Source organism: Limosilactobacillus difficilis (genome assembly GCF_947387495.1).
Taxonomy (GTDB): Bacteria; Bacillota; Bacilli; order Lactobacillales; family Lactobacillaceae; genus Limosilactobacillus; species Limosilactobacillus difficilis.
In genome coordinates this window covers 1-19118 of record NZ_CANDNU010000033.1, presented here as the reverse complement: position 1 = coordinate 19118, position 19118 = coordinate 1, and the positions used below count along the sequence as shown (strand labels likewise).

Below are 19118 nucleotides of genomic sequence, written 5' to 3'. Positions count from 1 at the left end.
GCTTAGTGTTTATGCTAATTTTAGTCATAAAAAAATACCCCCAAAGTCGATTTCCAACTTTGGGGGTACGCATCAAGGATTTATCCATCTCTCTTTATTATTAGGGACTTATGTCACAGCCCCATTTCATTAGCTTCATTCAACAATGTAATTTTGATAGCGACTGGCATCCTTTTGCGGCAATTCCAATTTAAGCCGTGTTCCGCCTGCTTCATACTTAGTTTCGATAATGTTGCCATGTTCATTAAGATACGATACTACCTGCCCCTTATCGAAGGGGATCAGCATCGTGGTAGTGACGTAGTCTTTGAAAAGAAAACCCTGAATCGTTTTCATCAGAGCATTTACTGACTGGTCATCCTTGGCCGAGATGATGATCTGGTGGTCACCCTCCATTGTCGGAAAATCATTGGAAGTCTTATCAGCCTTGTTGAAGACATAGAGCATCGGAATGTTTTCAATACCAATTTGCCGCAATGTTGTCTGGGTAGTCTTCATCATTTCCTTATAGTGCGGGTCGGAGTAATCGATCACCTGGACGAGCAAGTCGGCATTGGCCGCTTCCGTCAGGGTGGAGCGGAAGGCTTCGACCAGCTTGGTAGGCAGTTTGCTGACAAAACCGACAGTATCTGATAACAGACAACGTTTATTTCCCGGGAAATTTAATTGACGGACGCTGGTGTCCAGGGTGGCAAAGAGCATGTCCTTGGTGAAGACTTGCTTGTCCTCTTCGAGACCGAAGCGGCTGACTAGTTGGTTCATCAAAGTTGATTTGCCGGCGTTGGTATAGCCGACGAGGGCCGCCGTTGGGATACCACTTTTGTCCCGCTGGGCTCGCTTGACCTGTTCTTCCCGGTCGATCCGGGCGAGTTCGCGCCGCAGGTGGCCGATTTGCTTGGTGACGACCCGCCGGTCCATTTCCAACTTAGTTTCACCCGCTCCCCGGTTGGTAAAGCCACTGCCACCGCCGGTTTGTTGATCGAGCCGGACATTGTCAGCCGTTTGCAGACGCGGCAGCTGGTACTGCAATTGGGCGATTTGCACTTGGATTTTAGCTTCTTTAGTTTTGGCCCGGGTGGCAAAAATCTCGAGAATCAGGGCGGTCCGATCAATGACGTGGACGCCGGTTTCCTTGGTCAGATTGGCGAGCTGGCTCGGTGACAGCTCATCATTAGCAATGATGGTGCTGGCGGTGACAGCTGCCGCCAAGTTGCGGAGCTCTTCTACTTTGCCCTTGCCAAAATAGGTGGCGGCGTTGGGGCGCTCGAGGGTTTGGTCCAAGCGGTCGACAACTTCCATGTTGTTGGCTTGGGCCAATTCAGCTAATTCCACCATTGAATACTCATAATCTTCTTGGCCGGTGTTGAGGCCGATGATGAGTACTTTTTCGGAGGATTGTATGTCAGTTGGTTTACTGTTATCCATATAGACTTAAGCATCTCCTAGCGATTAACCAGCAATTTGTTTTTTATTGAAGTAAATCAGTTTTGTTTGATCTCCATCGAGGACGAGCTTGGTAATGGCCCCGTTGTCAGGGCTGGAGAAGTCATAGACCTTGCCTTCAGGGTCAATGCGGTGCATCAGAGTGCGCAGGACGATCCCGTGATTGACCAGCAGAACGTTGCTGCCGGCGGGGAGGGACCGCAATTTTGCAAAGCCGGTCTTGAGACGATTGATGAAGGTAGTGTAATCTTCAGCACAGCCCTTAGGGTCCATTGCGTGCATCTTGTCGCAAATCTGAGCCATCGGGTAGTCTTTCATGTAGTCATCAAAACTCTGGTAATGATCGTTGCCATTGAGAATTTTGAGGGCGTCAAGAATCGGCAGGCCCTCGAGAAAGCCGAAGAACTGTTCCCGAAAATTGGGATCGGTGTGGAGGCTGGGACAGGCATCGGCGGGTAATTGCTGCAGTGCAAGCTGGGCAGTTTTAACGGCCCGTGCTAGGTCACTGCTAAAGGCGTAGTCGAATTTAATACCGGCCTTTGCCAAAGCCTTGCCAGCTTCAATGCCGTCATTAATACCACTCTTTGTCAAAGGAGCGTCAGCCCATCCCTGCATCTTGTGATAGAGGTTCAGGTAGGTTTGTCCATGACGAACAATGTATACGTTAACTGTCATTCTCTTTTCCCCCATAAATCAGTATTAATCTCAGTTTATCATAATTACCCTTATCTGAACGCTGATCTACTACATCATCTTGTTGCGCTTAATGACGTGGCGGCGCAAACTGCGGGTAATCAGGAGGATGGTGACTGGAATCAGGGCGATGATGATAATTCCCAAGAAGATCACGGAGAAATGTTTTTTGACAAACGGAATTCCCCCGAAGAAGTAACCAACACCGCTACCAAGCGCGACCCAGATAGCCACGCCGAGGAGATTAGCCAGGCTGAAACGGTGCCATGACAGGTCAGCCGAGCCGGAAATCAAGGGGACAAAGGTCCGAATGAGGGGGACGAAGCGACCAAAGGTGACTGCCACCAGGCCGTAACGGTTGAAGAATTGCCGGGCTTTCTCAAGGTTGGGACCCTCGATCCGCTGACGGAGCCACGACCAGCGGACCAGCCGCCGGCCAATGTAGTAGTTGAGGGAGTCGCCAAGGACGGCGGCAACAAAGAAGACGGGAATTAGGACCCGCATTTCTAATGGGGAGTGGTCAAAAGCGGCGAAAGATGATGCGAAGAAGATCAGCGATTCGCCTGGCAGCCAAGGAAAAACGACCAGTCCCGTTTCTGCAAAGATCATCAAAAAAAGCAGCACGTAGCCCCAGTTGCCAATCAGCGAAAAGAGCCCTAGCAACAGTTCTGGTAAATGGGTGAGCGTGTAGATAATATTCAATCGATGACCTCCTTTCTCCTTTATTTTACGCAAGGGTCGGGGCAGCCACCAGTAGAACGCACTGACTTTAAACATTCTTTTGCAAAATCGTTATCCACCCCGCCACTTTTAACCTATGCTATAATTTATTATCACTATTTGAGACCTTAATAAGGAGGAAATTTTTTTGACTGATCCGGTACTTTCATCAGAGAGCAAACACTTAAAACAGGTATTGTCGAAGATTGAAGCGGCTGAAAAACAAGCGGCCAGTCATGTTAAGACCGCCCGTGATGAAGCCCGCCAGCTGGATAAGGGCTTTGATGATATTCACATCAACACCACCACTTATTCAGGAATGATGGATACGGCCGTTTCGGTACGTGCCCAGCAGCAAATGCTGGATGAACGGAAAAACAGTTGGCAACACGCTGCTAACCGGTTGTCGACTTTGGAACGGCTTCACGCTAAACCGTATTTTGCCCGGATTGACTTCATTGAAGAACCAGCCCGGGCCAGCCAGAAGCCGGAAACCATCTATATCGGTCTGGCCTCCTTTGCGGATCGCCCGGATCACTTTTTGATTTATGATTGGCGGGCACCGATTTCGTCCATTTACTACGACGGCGGCTTAGGGCACCTTTCGTACGACACTCCGGACGGCAAGCAGGAAGTCAATGTCAAACTGAAGCGGCAGTTCCAGATCGAAGACGGGCAGATTGTAACCCTGTACGATACTGACGAAGCCGTAACCGACCAGATGCTCTTGAATGCCCTCAGCAACCACTCGGGAACGAAGATGAAGTCGATCGTGACGACGATCCAGCGGACCCAAAACCAGATCATCCGGAATACAAAGGCTGACCTGCTCTTTGTTCAGGGGGCTGCCGGTTCCGGAAAGACAGCTGTCGTTTTGCAACGGGTGGCCTGGTTGCTTTATTACTACCGTAACAACCTGAATAGTTCCCAAGTGATCATGTTTTCCCCAAATCAGCTTTTCAATGACTACGTCGATTCTGTGCTGCCACAGCTGGGCGAACACAACATGGTGCAGATGACTTACTTTCAGTTTGTTAACCGCCGGGTTCCGCGGCTCCACGTTCAGAATCTGCAGGAACGTTTTGAGGAAACGATGGACGATACCACTCGCAAGATTAACAACTTGTTGACCAGTCGAGAATATTTTGATGCTGAAACCCGCTATGCCCGCCATCTCGGCCATGCCAATCTACGTTTTCGCAACTTGATGTTCAATAAGAAAGTCTTTTTAAGTAAAGACAAGATTAAGGAAATCTATTATTCCTTTAATAACAACTATAACCTCGGCAACCGTCTAGACGGGACAAAGGAAGAGCTGATCAAATACCTGAACCGCCGGGTAGGCAGCGAGATGCGCGCTAAGTGGGTGGAGCAGCGGATCCAGTCCTTGAACCGCGAGGAAATTGACGACCTCTTCCGGAACCATCCGCGGGAATTTAAGGATGAGCAGGAAGAATACCGCTTCCTGGCCCGCAAAATTGTAATGAAGGCTTTTGTACCGATCAAGCGGGCCATTGACCATAATCGCTGGATTAATATCAATGCCCAGTATGTTCACCTGATGCGGGTGACACCGAAGATCATTAATCTAAAGGCGGCTGGCATCAGCGATGACCAGTGGCAGGCCTTTGTGGAACGAACGATCGATGAGCTACGCCATGGTCGGATGGCGGCCAGCGGCGTCAGCATCTACCTCTACTTGTATGACTTGCTGACTGGTAAGCTCGGCCAGCGGGAAATGCGCTACGTTTTCATTGACGAAGTACAGGATTACGATCCCTTCCAGTTGGCTTATCTAAAATATTGCTTCCCGGAAGCCAAGTTTACCCTGCTGGGCGACCTCAACCAGGCGATCTTCACCAATAACAACAGTCACGCCCTCTTGCAGCAACTCAGCACCATGTTTGACCAGAAAAAGATCCAGGTGATGCAGCTGACGAAGACGTATCGGTCGACGAAGCAGATCACTAATTTTACCAAGCATCTGCTCGTCGACGGCGAGGCAATCGAACCCTTCAACCGTAATGGCAAGCTGCCCCGGGTCTTGACGCGTCCAAATGAAGCCAGCGCGGCTGATACGGTCGTTGCTACCTTGAAAGACTACCAGCAAGAACATGACACGACGGCTGTGATTGGCGAGTCGCTCGCTGATAGCCAGCGGATTGCCGACCTGCTGAAGGAACGCGGGATTACGGCGACGTTGATCAAGACAGAAAACCAACGCTTGGTAGCGGGGACCATCGTCGTTCCATCTTACTTAGCCAAGGGGCTGGAATTTGATGCTACGATTGTCTGGAACGCTAATGACCAGCAATACGGCCGAGAAGATCAGCGACGGCTGCTTTACACCATTTGCTCGCGGGCAATGCATGAATTAACCTTGGTAGCGATCGGAAAAGACACTCCGTTACTGGATCGAGTTCCACGAGATGAATACCAAACCGACTAATTGGGCAGTGTCAGGTTTCAGTTTGGTGATATTTTTTTAAACATTTGCCAAAAATAGCAATTAGGCAGTTGCTATCTCTGACGGTTAAGGTATGATGAAACTTGATCTTGTAATGGAGGCACAATTATGAAAATAGCGGTGCGGAAGATTCGGGCTTGTTTCAACACCAAGCTCGGCTTCTTTCTTTTGACAGTAGCCTTGTTTGCCTTCAAGAGCTACTGGGCGTACCAAAACAAATTTAATCTGGGGGTGAAGGGAAGCGTCCAACACTTCCTCCTCGCCTTTAACACCATCCCAGGAGCGCTAGTCTTCTTGGGCATTGCTCTTTATTTCCGGGGACGGCTGTCTTACTGGCTGATGAGCATCATCAATTTCCTGCTCTCAACCTGGCTCTTTGCCAATATCCTCTATTACCGGGAGTTTTCCGACTTCATCACTTTCAACCTGATCAAGGGTTCTAGCGCGACGTCGAATAACCTTGGCAAGAGTTTGGTAGAGATCATCCGGCCGAGTGACTTTTTCGTTTACATCGACGTGGTTATCCTGGTGGTGGTTTTGCTGACCCACCTCATCCGGGTCGACATGCGCTACTTTAAGGTGCGCTACGCGGTAACAATTACGGCATTGGGTTTCGTGCTCTTCGGGGTCAACCTGGGGATGGCAGAAAGCAATCGTTCGCAGTTGCTGACGCGGACCTTTGATAACAACTACATCGTCAAGTATCTCGGCCTCCAAGCCTATACCATCTATGATGGGATTAAGACGGGACAAAACAATGCAATCAAGTCCAAGGCTTCGGCTAACCAACTGAAGCCAGTGCGCAAGTTCCTCAAGAGCAACTATGCAAGCCCGAACATTCAGTACTATGGGACGGCGAAGGGCAAGAATGTTTTCATCATTCACCTGGAAAGTTTCCAGCAGTTCCTGATTGATTACAAGTACCACGGCCAAGAAGTCACCCCGACGCTGAATAAGCTTTACCACGCTAGTGACACGATGGCCTTTGATAATTTCTTCCACCAAGTAGCCCAGGGGAAAACCTCGGACGCGGAAATGATGCTGGAAAATTCCCTGTTTGGTTTGCCTGAAGGTTCAGCCTTCGTCACCGATGGGGGCACCAACACCTTCCAGGCGATGCCGGCGCTGATGGACCAGAAGGGTTACACGACCGCCTCCTTCCACGGGGATGTGCCGAGTTTCTGGAACCGGGATAACGCCTACAAGTCGATGGGTTACCAGTACTTCTTCAGCAAGGGCTACTTCCCGAAGACGAAAAACTACGATAAGGGTTATGGGATCAAGGATAAGATTTTTCTCAAGGATTCCGCCTACTATCTGGAGCAGTTGCCACAACCGTTCTACGCTAAGCTGATTACGGTGACGAACCACTATCCGTACTTGCTGGACCAGCAGAACAAGTCGATTGGCAAGCTGCATACGGGTGATAAGACTGTTGACCCTTACATCCAAACAGCCCACTATCTTGACCAGTCAATTGCTGAGCTGCTCGACTACCTCGACAAGACCGGTCTGCGGAAGAATAGTATCCTGATCCTCTACGGGGACCACTACGGGATTTCCAATAATCACATGGGGGCAATTGACAAGATTCTGAAGAGCAAGAAAGTCAATAATTACCAGCTGGCGATGTTCCAAAAGGTGCCGTTCATGATTAACATGGAAGGCCTCAAGGGGGGAATTAATCACACTTATGGCGGTGAAATTGACGTTTTGCCAACCCTGGAAGACCTGCTGGGGATGAGTTCAAAGAATTACATTCAGTTTGGCCAGGACCTTCTGTCCAAGCAGCGCAACCAAATCGTTTCCTTCCGTGATGGCGACTTTGTCACGCCGAAATACACCAAGTACGGTGGAGATGTGTACTACACTAAGACTGGCAAGCAGATCAAACACCAGACGAAGGCTCAAAAGAAGCAGTTGGATGATATTCAGCACTACGTCACGACTGAGCTGGGGCTGTCTGACAAGGTGATGAATGGTGACCTGTTGCGGTTCTACCACTTGCCAGGCTTTAAGCCGGTCAACAAGAAAGACTACAACTACAACTTGAATCACGGTCTGAAGCAACTGAAACATGCTCAGAAAAAGAAGAAGACCAGTGTGAAGGCTGAAAACAATAACCAGAGTACCTTCGATGAATACTCGACGGATGCGCCTGAACTGAAGGCTGATCCGACTCTGAAATTCCCGAAGGCAAAATAAGTGAACAAAAAATAAGCATTTTGGAAAAAGGATCGGCAATCAACTGTTGGTTGCCGATCCTTTGCTGTATACTAAAACTATTCTTGTAAAGGATTACATTGAAAAAATGATGGATGAATGGATAAACTACAATCGTTTTGATCGTCAAAAATGGCATAGCTTCTTTCCGAACGATAAAGTGACTCTTAGTCAGGAAAATCTGGATGATATTCGCTCTTTGAACGACCAGATTTCGATCGATGACGTTAAAGAAGTGTACTTGCCGCTGATTAAGTTGATTCAGCTGAAGTACTTGAATTACATCCAATGGCAGTTGCAGAAGATGACTTTTCTTCACCAGTTTGGCCAGCGAATCCCTTACATTATCGGGATCGCCGGTTCCGTGGCGGTGGGAAAGAGTACAACGGCCCGTTTGTTGCAGATCCTTCTCCGGCGCTTGCTGCCGGACCGGCGGATCAATTTGATGACAACGGATGGTTTCCTCTTTCCCAATGCCGAACTGAAGCGACGGGGAATTTTGGAGCGAAAAGGTTTTCCAGAGTCGTATGACATGGAGGCCTTGCTGGAATTCCTGAACTCAGCCAAAGCAGGGGCTAAGGAATTGCGGGTACCGATCTATTCTCACCAGAGTTATGATGTGATGAAGCACCAGCGGCAGCTGATCGAGCGGCCCGATATTTTAATCGTCGAAGGGATCAACACCTTGCAGTTGCCCCGGAACCAACGGCTATACGTCAGTGATTTCTTCGACATGGCGCTCTATGTAGATGCAAAAGCCCAACTGGCAGAGAAATGGTACCTGGAACGTTTCGGGATGCTGCTGGATACGGCCTTTACGGATCCGACCAACTACTATTATCCTTTGTCGCACCGTGATCGTGAACACGCTTTTAACGTGGCGCGGGACGTGTGGGAACGCGTCGATCTGCCAAACTTGGAGCAATACATTTTGCCGACACGAAACCGGGCTGACGTGATCCTCCACAAGACGGAGAACCATTTCATCAATCGTGTCTACCTGAAGAAATAACCGGAGTCAACGTTCGCGGTGTTTACTTACTAGAAGGTAATTGTCAAACGCAATCCGGACTGCTATACTAAAATTAATTTGACATTTTGGGGTGCCACTGGCTGAGATTATACCCATCGAACCTGATTGGCTTAGCAGCTACGAAGGGAAAATGATAAGTTTTGAAAATCACAAAACCAATCCAGAAAGCCGTGTCATCTCGTGTTGACATGGTTTTTTATTTTGGAAAAGGTGGTTGATTATGCATCGGCAAACGAAGACGTGGGAAAATAGCTTAATTTGGCTGGGCGCGGGTATCTCCATTGCGGAAATCCTCACTGGGACTTACTTTGCTCCGCTGGGCTTTGCCCGGGGTATTTTGGCAATTATACTGGGCCATGTGATTGGCTGCAGCCTGTTCTTTTTTGCTGGACTGATTGGCAGCCAGACCCGGCAAAACTCAATGAACACCGTCAAGAACAGTTTTGGGTTTCGGGGAGCGATCGTCTTTGCTTTGCTCAACGCCTGCCAATTGATTGGCTGGACCGGAATCATGATCTATGACGGTGCAGTTGCCGCGCAACAGGCTTTTCACTTAGCGCAATGGTTCTGGTGCCTTGTGATCGGTCTTTTGATTATCATTTGGCTATGGATCGGGGTAGAGCGTCTGGGCAAGCTCAATACGGTAGCGATGACCTTGCTGCTGGTCCTGACTTTCTGGTTGTCTTGGGGCATTTTTCATCATTCAGTGGCGGCGCCGGTTATCGGTTCGCACTTGAGCTTCGGTGCGGCAGTTGAACTTGGCGTATCGATGCCATTGTCATGGCTGCCTTTGATCAGCGACTATAGTTCCAAGGCGGCTCGGCCATTGCAGGCGACGCTGGTTAGTGTTATTTCCTACGGGCTGGTGAGCTGTTGGATGTATCTGATCGGTCTAGGCATGAGCTTGCTGGCCGGACAGACAAACCTCGCCAAGGTGATGACCGCTTCGGGGATGGGCATCGCTGGCCTTTTAATCATCGTTTTCTCCACTGTGACGACGACGTTCATGGACGCGTACTCAGCCGGGATGTCGCTGAATGCAGTTTGGCCGCGTTTCAATGGGACCGTCATTGCCATTTTGACGACAATCATTGGGACGGTTGGTGCGCTTTGCCTGCCGATGGATAATATCACCAACTTTCTCTATCTGATTGGCTCGGTTTTTGCCCCGATGGTGACGATTTTGGTTATGGATTACTTCGTCTTTCGCCAGAATAGTTTCCATCAAGCCTACAATGTTCTCAACTTGGTCATTTGGTTGTTAGGTTTTATTGCTTACCGCTGTTTGATGACTACTGACACGATTGTCGGCAACACCCTTCCTGATGTCATCATCGTGGCGGTATTGTGCTTGCTCTGGCGGGGATTGACCAGGGTGCGTCAGGATTCCAAGAAGAAGGAGGCTGACTAAGATGGCCCACTTAGTTGAAGAAATTAGACGGACGCGGCCGGTGGTGCTGACTGTTGCCAACATGGTGACACCAGGAGACGTGGCCAACGCTCTTAACGCAATTGGCGGTTCGCCGATAATGTCGACGGCTCCACAAGAAGCGGCGATGATGGTAAAAATTTCCCGGGCAATAACTGTTAACATCGGCACTCTCAACTCGGATCAAGCTACCGAAATTGAGGCAGTTTTATCAGCTGCAGATGCGACGAGAAAGCCGGTCATCCTTGATCCGGTGGCGGTTGCCGTTCCTTACCGGGAGCACTTTGTTGACCAGCTGCTTGGCCAGCACCGAGTTTCCCTGCTTCGGGGCAACGCTGGCGAAATCGCCCACCTGGCAGGTGTTGACTGGCAGAGCAAAGGAATCGACAGTGAACAGGGAAGTGCTAGCCAATTAGTGGAAGTTGCCCGCGCCTGTGCACAAAAACACCGCTGCGTGGTGGCCTTGACGGGGCCCCAGGACGTGGTGACGGATGGAAACCAGGTTCTGGTAAATGACTGTGGAACCCGGCTCTTTCAAACTTACGTAGGTTGCGGGGATATGGTGTCGACCCTATGTGGTGCCTTCCTGGCAGTCGGCTCTGACCACCTGCAAGCCGCCTGGAATGCAGTGCGGACCTTTACCATCGCCGGACAAATTGCAGCATCCAAACTGGCGCGGCCCGTTCCTGGCAGCTTCTTTACGGCTTTTTTGGATGAACTGTCCTTAATTAGCGATCAGGATGTACAACAATTGGAAGAAGAAAGTGAGATGCAAAAGAATGATTAATGATTTTCCCCAAACTTTGACGATTGCCGGCTCTGATTCTGGCGGTGGGGCCGGAATGGAAGCCGACCTGAAAACGATGCAGATGCGGCACGTTTTTGGAACCACCGTCTTGGTTGCCATCACAGCTCAGAATACTCTGGGAGTGCAAAAGGCGGTACCGCTGTCGCCGGAAATTATCAACGCCCAGTTTAAATCGATCGCAGACGACTTCCACATTCGGGCCTGCAAGACCGGAATGCTGGCGGACAGCAAACGGGTGCAGACGGTCGTCAATAACCTCAAGAAGTATGACTTCGGCCCTTTGGTGGTTGACCCGGTAATGGTTGCCAAAGGCGGTGCTCCGCTTCTGACGGAAGATGCCGTCAAGACGGTGGTTGACGAACTGCTGCCCCTAGTGGACCTGGTGACGCCAAACCTGCCAGAGGCTGAGAAGCTGGCCGGAATGAAGATCGCGAGTGAAGACGCAATGGTCACGGCCGCGAAAAAGATTCAACAGCTGGGCCCGAAGAACGTCTTGATCAAGGGCGGCCACCTGCTGGCGGATGATCAAGCGAGTGATTTCACGATCCTTGAAAACGGGGATCATTTCTGGATGAGTTCACCGCGGATGCATACGAAACGAACTCACGGCACGGGTGACACGATTTCTTCCTGTATCGTGGCGGAACTGGCGAAGGGCCGGACCCTGGAAGAAGCTATCCACATTGCCAAACAGTATGTGACAGCGACGATCATTCACACGATTCAGGTCGGCCATGGCCACGGCCCGTTGAACCACTGGGCAGCAGAGGGAGGCTTTTAGGATGATGCGTTTTGAACCGGATATGCTGCGTTGCTACCTGGTCGGCGGTAGTCAGGACACTGATCACGATCCGGCCCAGTTGCGGAAACGGGTTAATGCGGCCCTTGATGCTGGCATCACGATGTTTCAGTACCGAGAAAAAGGCAGCTCGACCCTGGATGCTTCTGGGCGCCGACAATTGGCCCAAGAATTGATGCAGATGTGCCACCAGCACAGGGTGCCCTTTGTGATTGATGACGACGTTGCCTTGGCCCAAGATCTCGGTGCTGATGGTATTCACGTCGGCCAGGATGATGAGAAAATCCAGCAAGTCCTGGCGCAGGTCGGTTCGCAGATGATGGTCGGCTATTCTTGTAGTACCTTGTCGGAGGTCCAACGGGCCAACCACCTCGGCGTGGATTATGTCGGCAGTGGCCCAATCTACCCGACAATTAGCAAGGCCGATGCTGATCCTGTCGTGGGGGTAGCTGGCTTGACTCAGCTGGTTGCTGCCAGTTGGCACCCGATCGTGGCTATCGGCGGGATTGCGGAGGATAACCTCTCCCGGGTGGCCAGCAGTCATTGCAGCGGAGTGGCAACGATTTCGATGATTTTGCGCAGTGCCGATATTACGGCAACCGTGCACCGAGTTTTGCAGACTTTCTGACGATAATAAAAGAGGCTTGCTATTTTTCGGGATGTGACCGAAAGTAGCAAGCCTCTTGTTGGTTTGTTTACTTGTTTGCTGTTCGAAGGGTGACGATAAAATTGATTTGGCCGTTGCGATACTTGGCTTGGATGCGTCCGTGGAAATCATTAACGATTCGTTGGGCCATTGACAGGCCGATTCCGAAGCCGCCTTTTTGCTGGTGGGCGGTGTCCTGGCGGTAGAAGCGCTCGAAGAACTTGCTGTAGTCGACGTTTTTCCCGTCCGCATAGGAATTGCTGACAGTTAAAACCGCTACTGTACCGCGTTTATTTTGGCGAAGTGTGATGTCAACATTGCCGCCGGTATCACAATGCTTGTTGGCATTGTCCAGGAGAATGTTGACGAGCTCAGCGTAAAAATTCGCATCGACCGTTGCCATCACTTGAGGCTGAATTGCTGTTTTGAATTTTAGCTGACTTTGCTTCATCACGGTCTTGAAAGTATCGGCACTATGGCTGGTGATAGTACTAATATCGGTTTGTGCCAGGTGCATATCGGGCTGTTCTCCGAGCCGGGTCAGGGAGATCAAGTTGTTGATGAGCCGCGTCAGGCGACTGATCTGGTCCTTGTTGCTCCGGGTCCACTCGGTTTCACCAGTGGTGAGTTCCTGCATTTCGGTATTGGCAGAAATAACGGTCAGAGGTGTCTTGAGCTCGTGACCGGCGTTGGAGATGAACTCACGCTGGCGTTGTTCGGCCACGACTAGTGGATGGATGGCTTTTTTAGAGAGGACGACCAGGACGAAAGTATACAGCAGCATTGAGATGAGGCCGAAGAGGATTGCGATGTTCAAGATGGCATGGCTCTCAGCCATCAGGATCGACTTGTCCAGGAAGACGATGGTATAGCGGCCGTGCACTTGTTTCATTTTATAAGCATAGAAAGTGTGACGGTAGCGGACGGTCCCCTGACTACGCCCCCGACGGAAGGCCATTTCAGATAGGTCGTTGATCGCACTGTCGGGAACGGTTTCGATGTGGGAATCGTTGATGCTTAAGACGTCGCCATTGCTATCCAGCTGGCTGCTGAAAAAGCGATACTGGAAGATGCCTTCGCGGGTTTGGCGCGGCACCATCAGGCCCGGCTGTTGGGGATTGGCAAAGGCAGAGCGGTTGATCTGACCATTGTTTTTCAGCAGGATGGTCAGAACGTTGTTAACTTCCTGGTTGCTGCGGTAGAACGAAGCGATACTGATGCTGCCAATGATTGTCACCAGGACGATCAGCAAGCCCAGGACCGAGATCAAGATGAATTTGTGCCGAACTTTTTTAAGCATTAGGCTTCTCCCGTTCAATCAATTGGTAAGGGCCACCCTTCGGACCGGCCAGCGTGACATTGGCGTTGACTGCCTGCAGTTTTTGCCGGAAGTAGGGGACATTGATCCAGACGTCTTCATTGTCGGCGTGCTCGTCGTCATCATCCCAGGTTTGGTTGAGAAGGGTTTGCGACGAGAGCTCCTTGCCAGCATTGAGGATCAGATACTGGAGTAGCCGACTTTCCTTGCTCGAGAGACTGATTGAATTCTCACTTTTCAGCACTTGTTCGTTGCCGTCGAGGGTGATGTTGCCAAATTTGAGGACGTCTTCGTCAAGACTATCGAAACGTCGTTCCAGTGACCGCAACCGGGCCAGCAGTTCTTTTAAGGAGAAGGGCTTGGTCAGGTAGTCATCTGCCCCAGCATCCAGTCCGTTGACCTTATCGTCGATTTCCGAGAGGGCGGTAAGCATGATGACGTAGGTCCGGTCGCCAGCGGCCCGAATTTCACGCAGTGCTTCGAGCCCGTCCTTAACCGGCATCATGATGTCTAAGATCATGACATCGTAGGGATGCTGTTTGGCATGGTCCACGGCTTCCTGGCCGTTTGTTACAGCATCGACTATGTACTGGCTGGTTTTCAGAGCCGCGACGATTACTCGTCGCAACTGGCTGTTATCTTCGGCAAGCAAAATACGCATGGTGATCACTCCTTATCGTTTTCGTGAATCAACTGGCGGATGGTTTGCATTTGAATATCGCAGGAGGCCAACTGATTGGCACACTTTTTCAGTTCCCGTCCAATGCGTTCGGGGTCTTTGATGTTGTGCTTGTATTTCATTTCGTGTTCCAGACTAGCCCAGGAATCCATGGCGATCGTCCGCAATTGAATTTCGACGTAGTAATGTCCTGGCGTGTGGCCAGCGACGTCCTCATAGGGGGTCGTCAAGTCCAGGATTACGTGGTAACTGCGGTAGCCGTTGGGTTTGGCGTGGGTGATGTAGTCCTTTTCCTTTACGATGGTGCACCAGTCGGCATTTTTGAGGGCTTGCAGGTTGCGGGGGATGTCATCGATAAAGTTGCAGATGATCCGAAAGCCGATCGCGTCATGGCATCGCCGCAAAGCCGATTCGGTATTCACCGGATAGCCCTTGCGCTGGCATTTTTCAATCATACTATCGTTGCTCTTGATCCGGCTGGCGAGGTGCTCGTACAGCTTAGCATGGCCGGCGTCACGGGCCTGCTGGTTGAGGCTTTCTAACCTGTCCATCATCAGTTTTTGAATCTGGATGAGAGAATGGTGATAATGACCATAAATGTCCATAAATTTCGCTCCTTTTGCAATCACATTATATCAACAATTACCTTCTTAATATCTCTTCGTAGCAGGATTAAAGAAAAATTATGGAGCATTGCCCAGCGCTATGTTGACCAGCTTCACCCCAGCACGTACAATGGTTTTAGTTTCAAGAATTCACAATAAAGGAGTGGGAATCGTGGCAAAGGTCAACTTAGACTCTTTTGACAAAATCATCGTGTTGGACTTCGGTAGCCAGTATAACCAGCTGATTACCCGGCGCATTCGTGACTTTGGGGTTTATTCTGAATTGCTGAGCCATAAGAAGACGGCACAGGAGATTGCCAAGATGCACCCGAAAGGGATCATCTTCTCCGGCGGCCCAAACAGTGTCTATGACGAGGGCGCTCTGAAGGTTGATCCGGAAATCTTCAAGTTGGGGATCCCGATTTTAGGGATTTGTTACGGGATGCAGCTGATGAGCTACGACCTCGGCGGTAAGGTTGAAAAGGCGGACGATTCTGAATACGGCCGAGCTGATATTCAGGTTGAGGATGGTTCGGCGGCGCTCTTCCGTGACTTGCCGACCAAGCAGTTTGTTTGGATGAGCCACGGAGACCGGGTCACCCAGGCTCCTGATGGTTTTAAGGTAGTGGCGACGAGCAAGAATTGCCCGATCGTGGCCATTGAAAATCCCGAAAAGAAGCAGTACGGTTTGCAGTTCCACCCCGAAGTACGGAACAGTCAATATGGGCTCGACATTCTGCGCCGCTTCACCTTTGACGTCTGTGGTTGTGAGAAGAACTGGTCAATGGACGACTTTATTGATCTAGAAATCGACCACATTCGTAAGGAAGTCGGTGACAAGAAGGTTATCCTCGGCCTGTCTGGTGGGGTGGACTCTTCAGTTACGGCGGTTTTGATCCACAAGGCGATTGGGAACCAATTGACTTGTATCTTTGTCGACCACGGTCTGTTGCGGAAGAACGAGGCCGACCAGGTGATGAAGGCCTTGAATCGGGACCTCGGTGTCAACATCATCAAGGTAGATGCTGCTGACCGCTTCCTGGGCAAACTGAAAGGGGTCACTGATCCTGAAAAGAAGCGGAAGATCATCGGCGCCGAGTTCGTCAACGTCTTCCATGAAGAAGCCAAGAAGATCAAGGACGCCGAGTTCCTGGCCCAGGGAACGCTCTATACCGACGTCATCGAATCTGGGACTGACACTGCCAAGACGATCAAGTCTCACCACAATGTCGGTGGCCTGCCAAAGAAGCTCGGTTTCAAGCTAATCGAGCCACTGCGCAGCCTGTTCAAGGATGAGACCCGTGAACTCGGGGAGAAGTTGGGGATCCCGCATGAACTGGTTTGGCGGCAACCATTCCCTGGTCCTGGTTTAGGGATCCGGGTGATCGGTGAAATTACGCCGGATAAGTTGAAGATTGTTCGGGAAAGCGACGCCATCCTTCGCGAAGAAATTGCTAAAGCAGGCTTAGACGAAAAGATTTGGCAATATTTCACGGTCTTACCGGGAATCCGCTCCGTTGGGGTGATGGGTGACAACCGGACCTACGATTATGCCGTGGCTATTCGAGCTGTGACGTCGATCGACGGGATGACCGCGGACTTTGCTAAGATTCCGTGGGACGTTTTACAAAAGATTTCGGTACGGATCGTCAATGAGGTCGACCACGTTAACCGGATTCTTTACGATGTCACGAGTAAGCCACCTTCGACAATTGAGTACGAATAAAACGATAATCTTACTTAAATGAGGAATCGCGGTAAATCAACGTTTTGGCAGCCTTAAAACTAGTTCAACTCACTTAAAATTAGATGTTTGTTTGCCATATTGTTTGCCACGGTTAGGCAAAAAGAAGCACTCAGTGTTAAAACTGGGTGTTTTTTTCGGTATTAAAGGAGATTATATGAGCTTAGAAGTAACAATAAATGATAATGAGAAACTAATTGATAAATTATTTGAAAATAATTCAGTGTTTTCGAAGCAAGAATTAACACCGAGTGATGTGGCAATTATTTCTCTGTACTATTCTGCAATATCTAATGCTAAAGCAATAAAAATTCTTGTGAATAATGATTTAACTAATGTAACTGATACATTACTAAGAACCTTTCTTGAACAATCAGTTTATTTAAGATATATCTTTCAAGATAATACAACAGCCAGGGCTGAATTATTGTTCTTTTATGAAAAAATGAATTCTCATACTAAGGCATTAAATGTAGTCAGAAAGTTAACCGATAAAAAATTAGCCCAAAATATGAAACGACAAATTGACAATCAAATAAAAAATGATCCTTCAGAGGCGTCTAGTCTTGAAGAATCAACACAATATTTTAGAAAAAGATACGATAAACTATTTCCTAGAAATATACCTAATAGAAAGAAAATTAAACAACATTGGTATAATGCTGAACCTGATTATAAAAATACGAGTTTTAATCAACTGTGTAAGAATCTCGGAATTAAGGATCTCTATTTGGGAATGTATTCCCCATATTCCGATAATACTCATGGTGTAAATGGAATTACCAACTTTAAAGTAAAACATCATGACGATGAATTTAATATGACTATTGAAATGTATGATAAAAGTAGTGAATTAACAATGTTAGAGTCTGAACTAAACCTTATGTTTATAAGAATGGCCTCATATTATAAAATTGATGGTGTTAATAGTTGGGCTAAAACTATATATTCCAAGATTTGGTGTAATGTGTTGTTAGAAAGAAATTATCAAGTTCGACAATTACTTAGAAAAAAGGCTTTCGTTAACAGAAATTGATTAGAAATTTAGCAAAAATATGAATGGAGAGAATTTTGAATGGCGATAACAGAAATTGAAGATCGCATCACGGATATTATTAACCAAGATAATCAAGATGAATTTATTTACGACTTCCTAAGCGTATATGACTTTCCTAAGGCAACAATTACTAAGTTGCGGAAGGGGACAAATAATTTAGCGAAGGAATCGGAAGCAGTTTATCTGAAGAATCGGTTATATTATCAACAAGTCGCAGCAGATGGTAATTTGATGCAGCGCTTTGTTGATCTGAAACAAAAAGTAGAAGAATTGGGTGCTAAACCACGTTATATTATGGTGACCGATTTTAAGAATGTCCTGGCAAAAGACACTAAAACTGGGGACACTCTGGACGTTAAATTTAAGCGATTACCCCAGAAATTTGAGTTTTTTCTAGCTTGGAATGGAATTGAAAAGGCTGATTTTGATAAAGAAAATCCAGCTGATATTCGGGCTGCTGAACGATTTGCTAAATTGTATGACGTTGTGGTTAAGGATAATCCTGATGCTAGTCGTCATGGATTGAACTTGTTCTTAATTCGTGTCCTTTTTTGCTTATTTGCTGAAGATACTGATATTTTTGAAAAGAACTTATTTACCAACCGCATTAAAGAACTGACAAAAGAAGATGGCTCTGATTTAGACCATTTCTTCAAAACACTATTTGGGGTGTTAGATATTGAAAAAAACAACCGTAATGCTGATACACCAAGTTGGCTGACAGATTTCCCATATGTTGATGGTGACTTATTCAAAGATCCTCATGAGTCGCTTAAATTTACTCAGCATTCCCGTAAGCTAATTATTGATGCTGGCGAAAAACTGGAATGGGATCAAATTAACCCAGACATTTTGGGATCAATGATTCAAGCGGTGGCTAGTGAAGACAGTCGTAGTCATTTAGGGATGCACTATACGTCAGTGCCAAACATCATCAAGGTGATTAAGCCACTTTTCTTGGATGAACTCCGGCGGAAGGCTTTTAAAGATGCTAAAGGTAATGAAAAAAAGCTCAATGACCTATATGATCGAATTGGGAAGATCAAATTCATGGATCCTGCCTGTGGTTCCGGTAATTTTTTAATTATTACCTATAAAGAATTACGGCAGCTAGAAATTGATATCCTTAAAGAACTTAATGGTATGGGAATCGCTACTATGTACGTCCCATCTGTGACCCTTGATCAATTCTACGGAATTGAAATTGATGACTTTGCCTGTGATGTAACCCGTCTATCCTTATGGATCGCTGAACACCAAATGAATAAGCAACTAGAAAGAGAAATTGATAATGCAGTTCGTCCAACGTTACCGCTTCAGCATGCTGGGGCAATTATATGTGGAAATGCTTTACGGATCGATTGGGATAAGGTATTACCGACGAATTGTCAAACTAAGTGCAACGGTTCTTCAAAAAATATCTCAAACGGTGTTTGATAGTTTAATATTTTTCT

15 protein-coding genes, 1 pseudogene and 1 riboswitch are annotated in these 19118 nt (G+C 48.3%); of the genes and pseudogenes, 10 read left to right on the top strand and 6 right to left on the bottom strand.

Annotated elements, in window-relative coordinates; all coding sequences use genetic code 11:
• Positions 1-135 precede the first annotated feature (135 nt).
• From hflX to QOR82_RS06740, 3 genes are all read right to left on the bottom strand, one after another.
• Positions 136-1425 (bottom strand): GTPase HflX, encoded by a 1290-nt coding sequence (gene hflX, locus QOR82_RS06750; protein WP_283584015.1) that lies wholly within the window; start codon positions 1423-1425, stop codon positions 136-138.
• 24 nt (positions 1426-1449) lie between these two features.
• Entirely contained in the window at positions 1450-2118 is a 669-nt protein-coding gene (locus QOR82_RS06745; protein ID WP_283584014.1) for a histidine phosphatase family protein, read from the bottom strand.
• Positions 2119-2187: 69 nt separating this feature from the next.
• Positions 2188-2838, bottom strand: coding sequence for a VTT domain-containing protein (locus QOR82_RS06740; RefSeq protein WP_283584013.1), 651 nt, complete (start codon positions 2836-2838; stop codon positions 2188-2190).
• Positions 2839-3004: 166 nt separating this feature from the next.
• On the opposite strand from QOR82_RS06740, the gene helD reads away from it, so the two are divergent.
• The 7 genes from helD (at position 3005) to thiE (ending at position 12243) form a co-directional block, all read left to right on the top strand.
• A complete protein-coding gene (gene helD, locus QOR82_RS06735; protein ID WP_283584012.1) occupies positions 3005-5305 on the top strand; it encodes an RNA polymerase recycling motor HelD in 2301 nt (766 codons plus the stop codon).
• A gap of 126 nt (positions 5306-5431) precedes the next feature.
• Positions 5432-7528, top strand: a complete 2097-nt coding sequence (locus QOR82_RS06730) for an LTA synthase family protein (RefSeq protein WP_283584011.1) — start codon at positions 5432-5434, stop codon at positions 7526-7528.
• A gap of 109 nt (positions 7529-7637) precedes the next feature.
• A complete protein-coding gene (gene coaA / locus QOR82_RS06725; protein ID WP_283584017.1) occupies positions 7638-8558 on the top strand; it encodes a type I pantothenate kinase in 921 nt (306 codons plus the stop codon).
• 77 nt (positions 8559-8635) lie between these two features.
• Positions 8636-8724: riboswitch (TPP riboswitch) on the top strand.
• A 75-nt stretch (positions 8725-8799) separates the two neighbouring features.
• Positions 8800-9990: a putative hydroxymethylpyrimidine transporter CytX gene (cytX, locus tag QOR82_RS06720; protein WP_283584010.1), complete on the top strand. Its 1191-nt coding sequence runs from the start codon at positions 8800-8802 to the stop codon at positions 9988-9990.
• Position 9991: 1 nt separating this feature from the next.
• Positions 9992-10795: a hydroxyethylthiazole kinase gene (gene thiM / locus QOR82_RS06715; RefSeq protein WP_283584009.1), complete on the top strand. Its 804-nt coding sequence runs from the start codon at positions 9992-9994 to the stop codon at positions 10793-10795.
• Entirely contained in the window at positions 10788-11597 is an 810-nt protein-coding gene (thiD, locus tag QOR82_RS06710) for a bifunctional hydroxymethylpyrimidine kinase/phosphomethylpyrimidine kinase (protein ID WP_283584008.1), read from the top strand. Before thiM ends, thiD begins: the two co-directional genes overlap by 8 nt.
• Positions 11598-11601: 4 nt before the next feature.
• Positions 11602-12243: a thiamine phosphate synthase gene (gene thiE, locus QOR82_RS06705; RefSeq protein WP_283584016.1), complete on the top strand. Its 642-nt coding sequence runs from the start codon at positions 11602-11604 to the stop codon at positions 12241-12243.
• A 67-nt stretch (positions 12244-12310) separates the two neighbouring features.
• Here the strand turns inward: thiE and QOR82_RS06700 are convergent, their stop codons facing one another.
• From QOR82_RS06700 to QOR82_RS06690, 3 genes are read right to left on the bottom strand one after another with little or no spacing between them, the layout of a single operon-like run.
• Positions 12311-13561, bottom strand: a complete 1251-nt coding sequence (locus QOR82_RS06700) for a sensor histidine kinase (protein WP_283584007.1) — start codon at positions 13559-13561, stop codon at positions 12311-12313.
• The gene (locus QOR82_RS06695) at positions 13554-14240 is read right to left on the bottom strand and encodes a response regulator transcription factor (RefSeq protein WP_283584006.1); all 687 of its coding nucleotides are present in this window, start codon (positions 14238-14240) and stop codon (positions 13554-13556) included. The genes QOR82_RS06700 and QOR82_RS06695 overlap by 8 nt, the downstream gene beginning before the upstream one ends.
• Before the next feature lie 5 nt (positions 14241-14245).
• On the bottom strand, positions 14246-14863 hold the full coding sequence (locus tag QOR82_RS06690) for a GTP pyrophosphokinase (RefSeq protein WP_283584005.1): 618 nt from the start codon (positions 14861-14863) through the stop codon (positions 14246-14248).
• A gap of 172 nt (positions 14864-15035) precedes the next feature.
• On the opposite strand from QOR82_RS06690, the gene guaA reads away from it, so the two are divergent.
• The 3 genes and pseudogenes from guaA to QOR82_RS06675 form a co-directional block, all read left to right on the top strand.
• Positions 15036-16589: a glutamine-hydrolyzing GMP synthase gene (gene guaA, locus QOR82_RS06685; RefSeq protein WP_283584004.1), complete on the top strand. Its 1554-nt coding sequence runs from the start codon at positions 15036-15038 to the stop codon at positions 16587-16589.
• A gap of 175 nt (positions 16590-16764) precedes the next feature.
• Positions 16765-17643, top strand: a complete 879-nt coding sequence (locus QOR82_RS06680) for a DUF5677 domain-containing protein (protein WP_283584003.1) — start codon at positions 16765-16767, stop codon at positions 17641-17643.
• A gap of 39 nt (positions 17644-17682) precedes the next feature.
• A pseudogene (locus QOR82_RS06675) lies at positions 17683-19044 on the top strand (DNA methyltransferase); the annotation flags it as partial.
• Between the last annotated feature and the right edge of the window lie 74 nt (positions 19045-19118).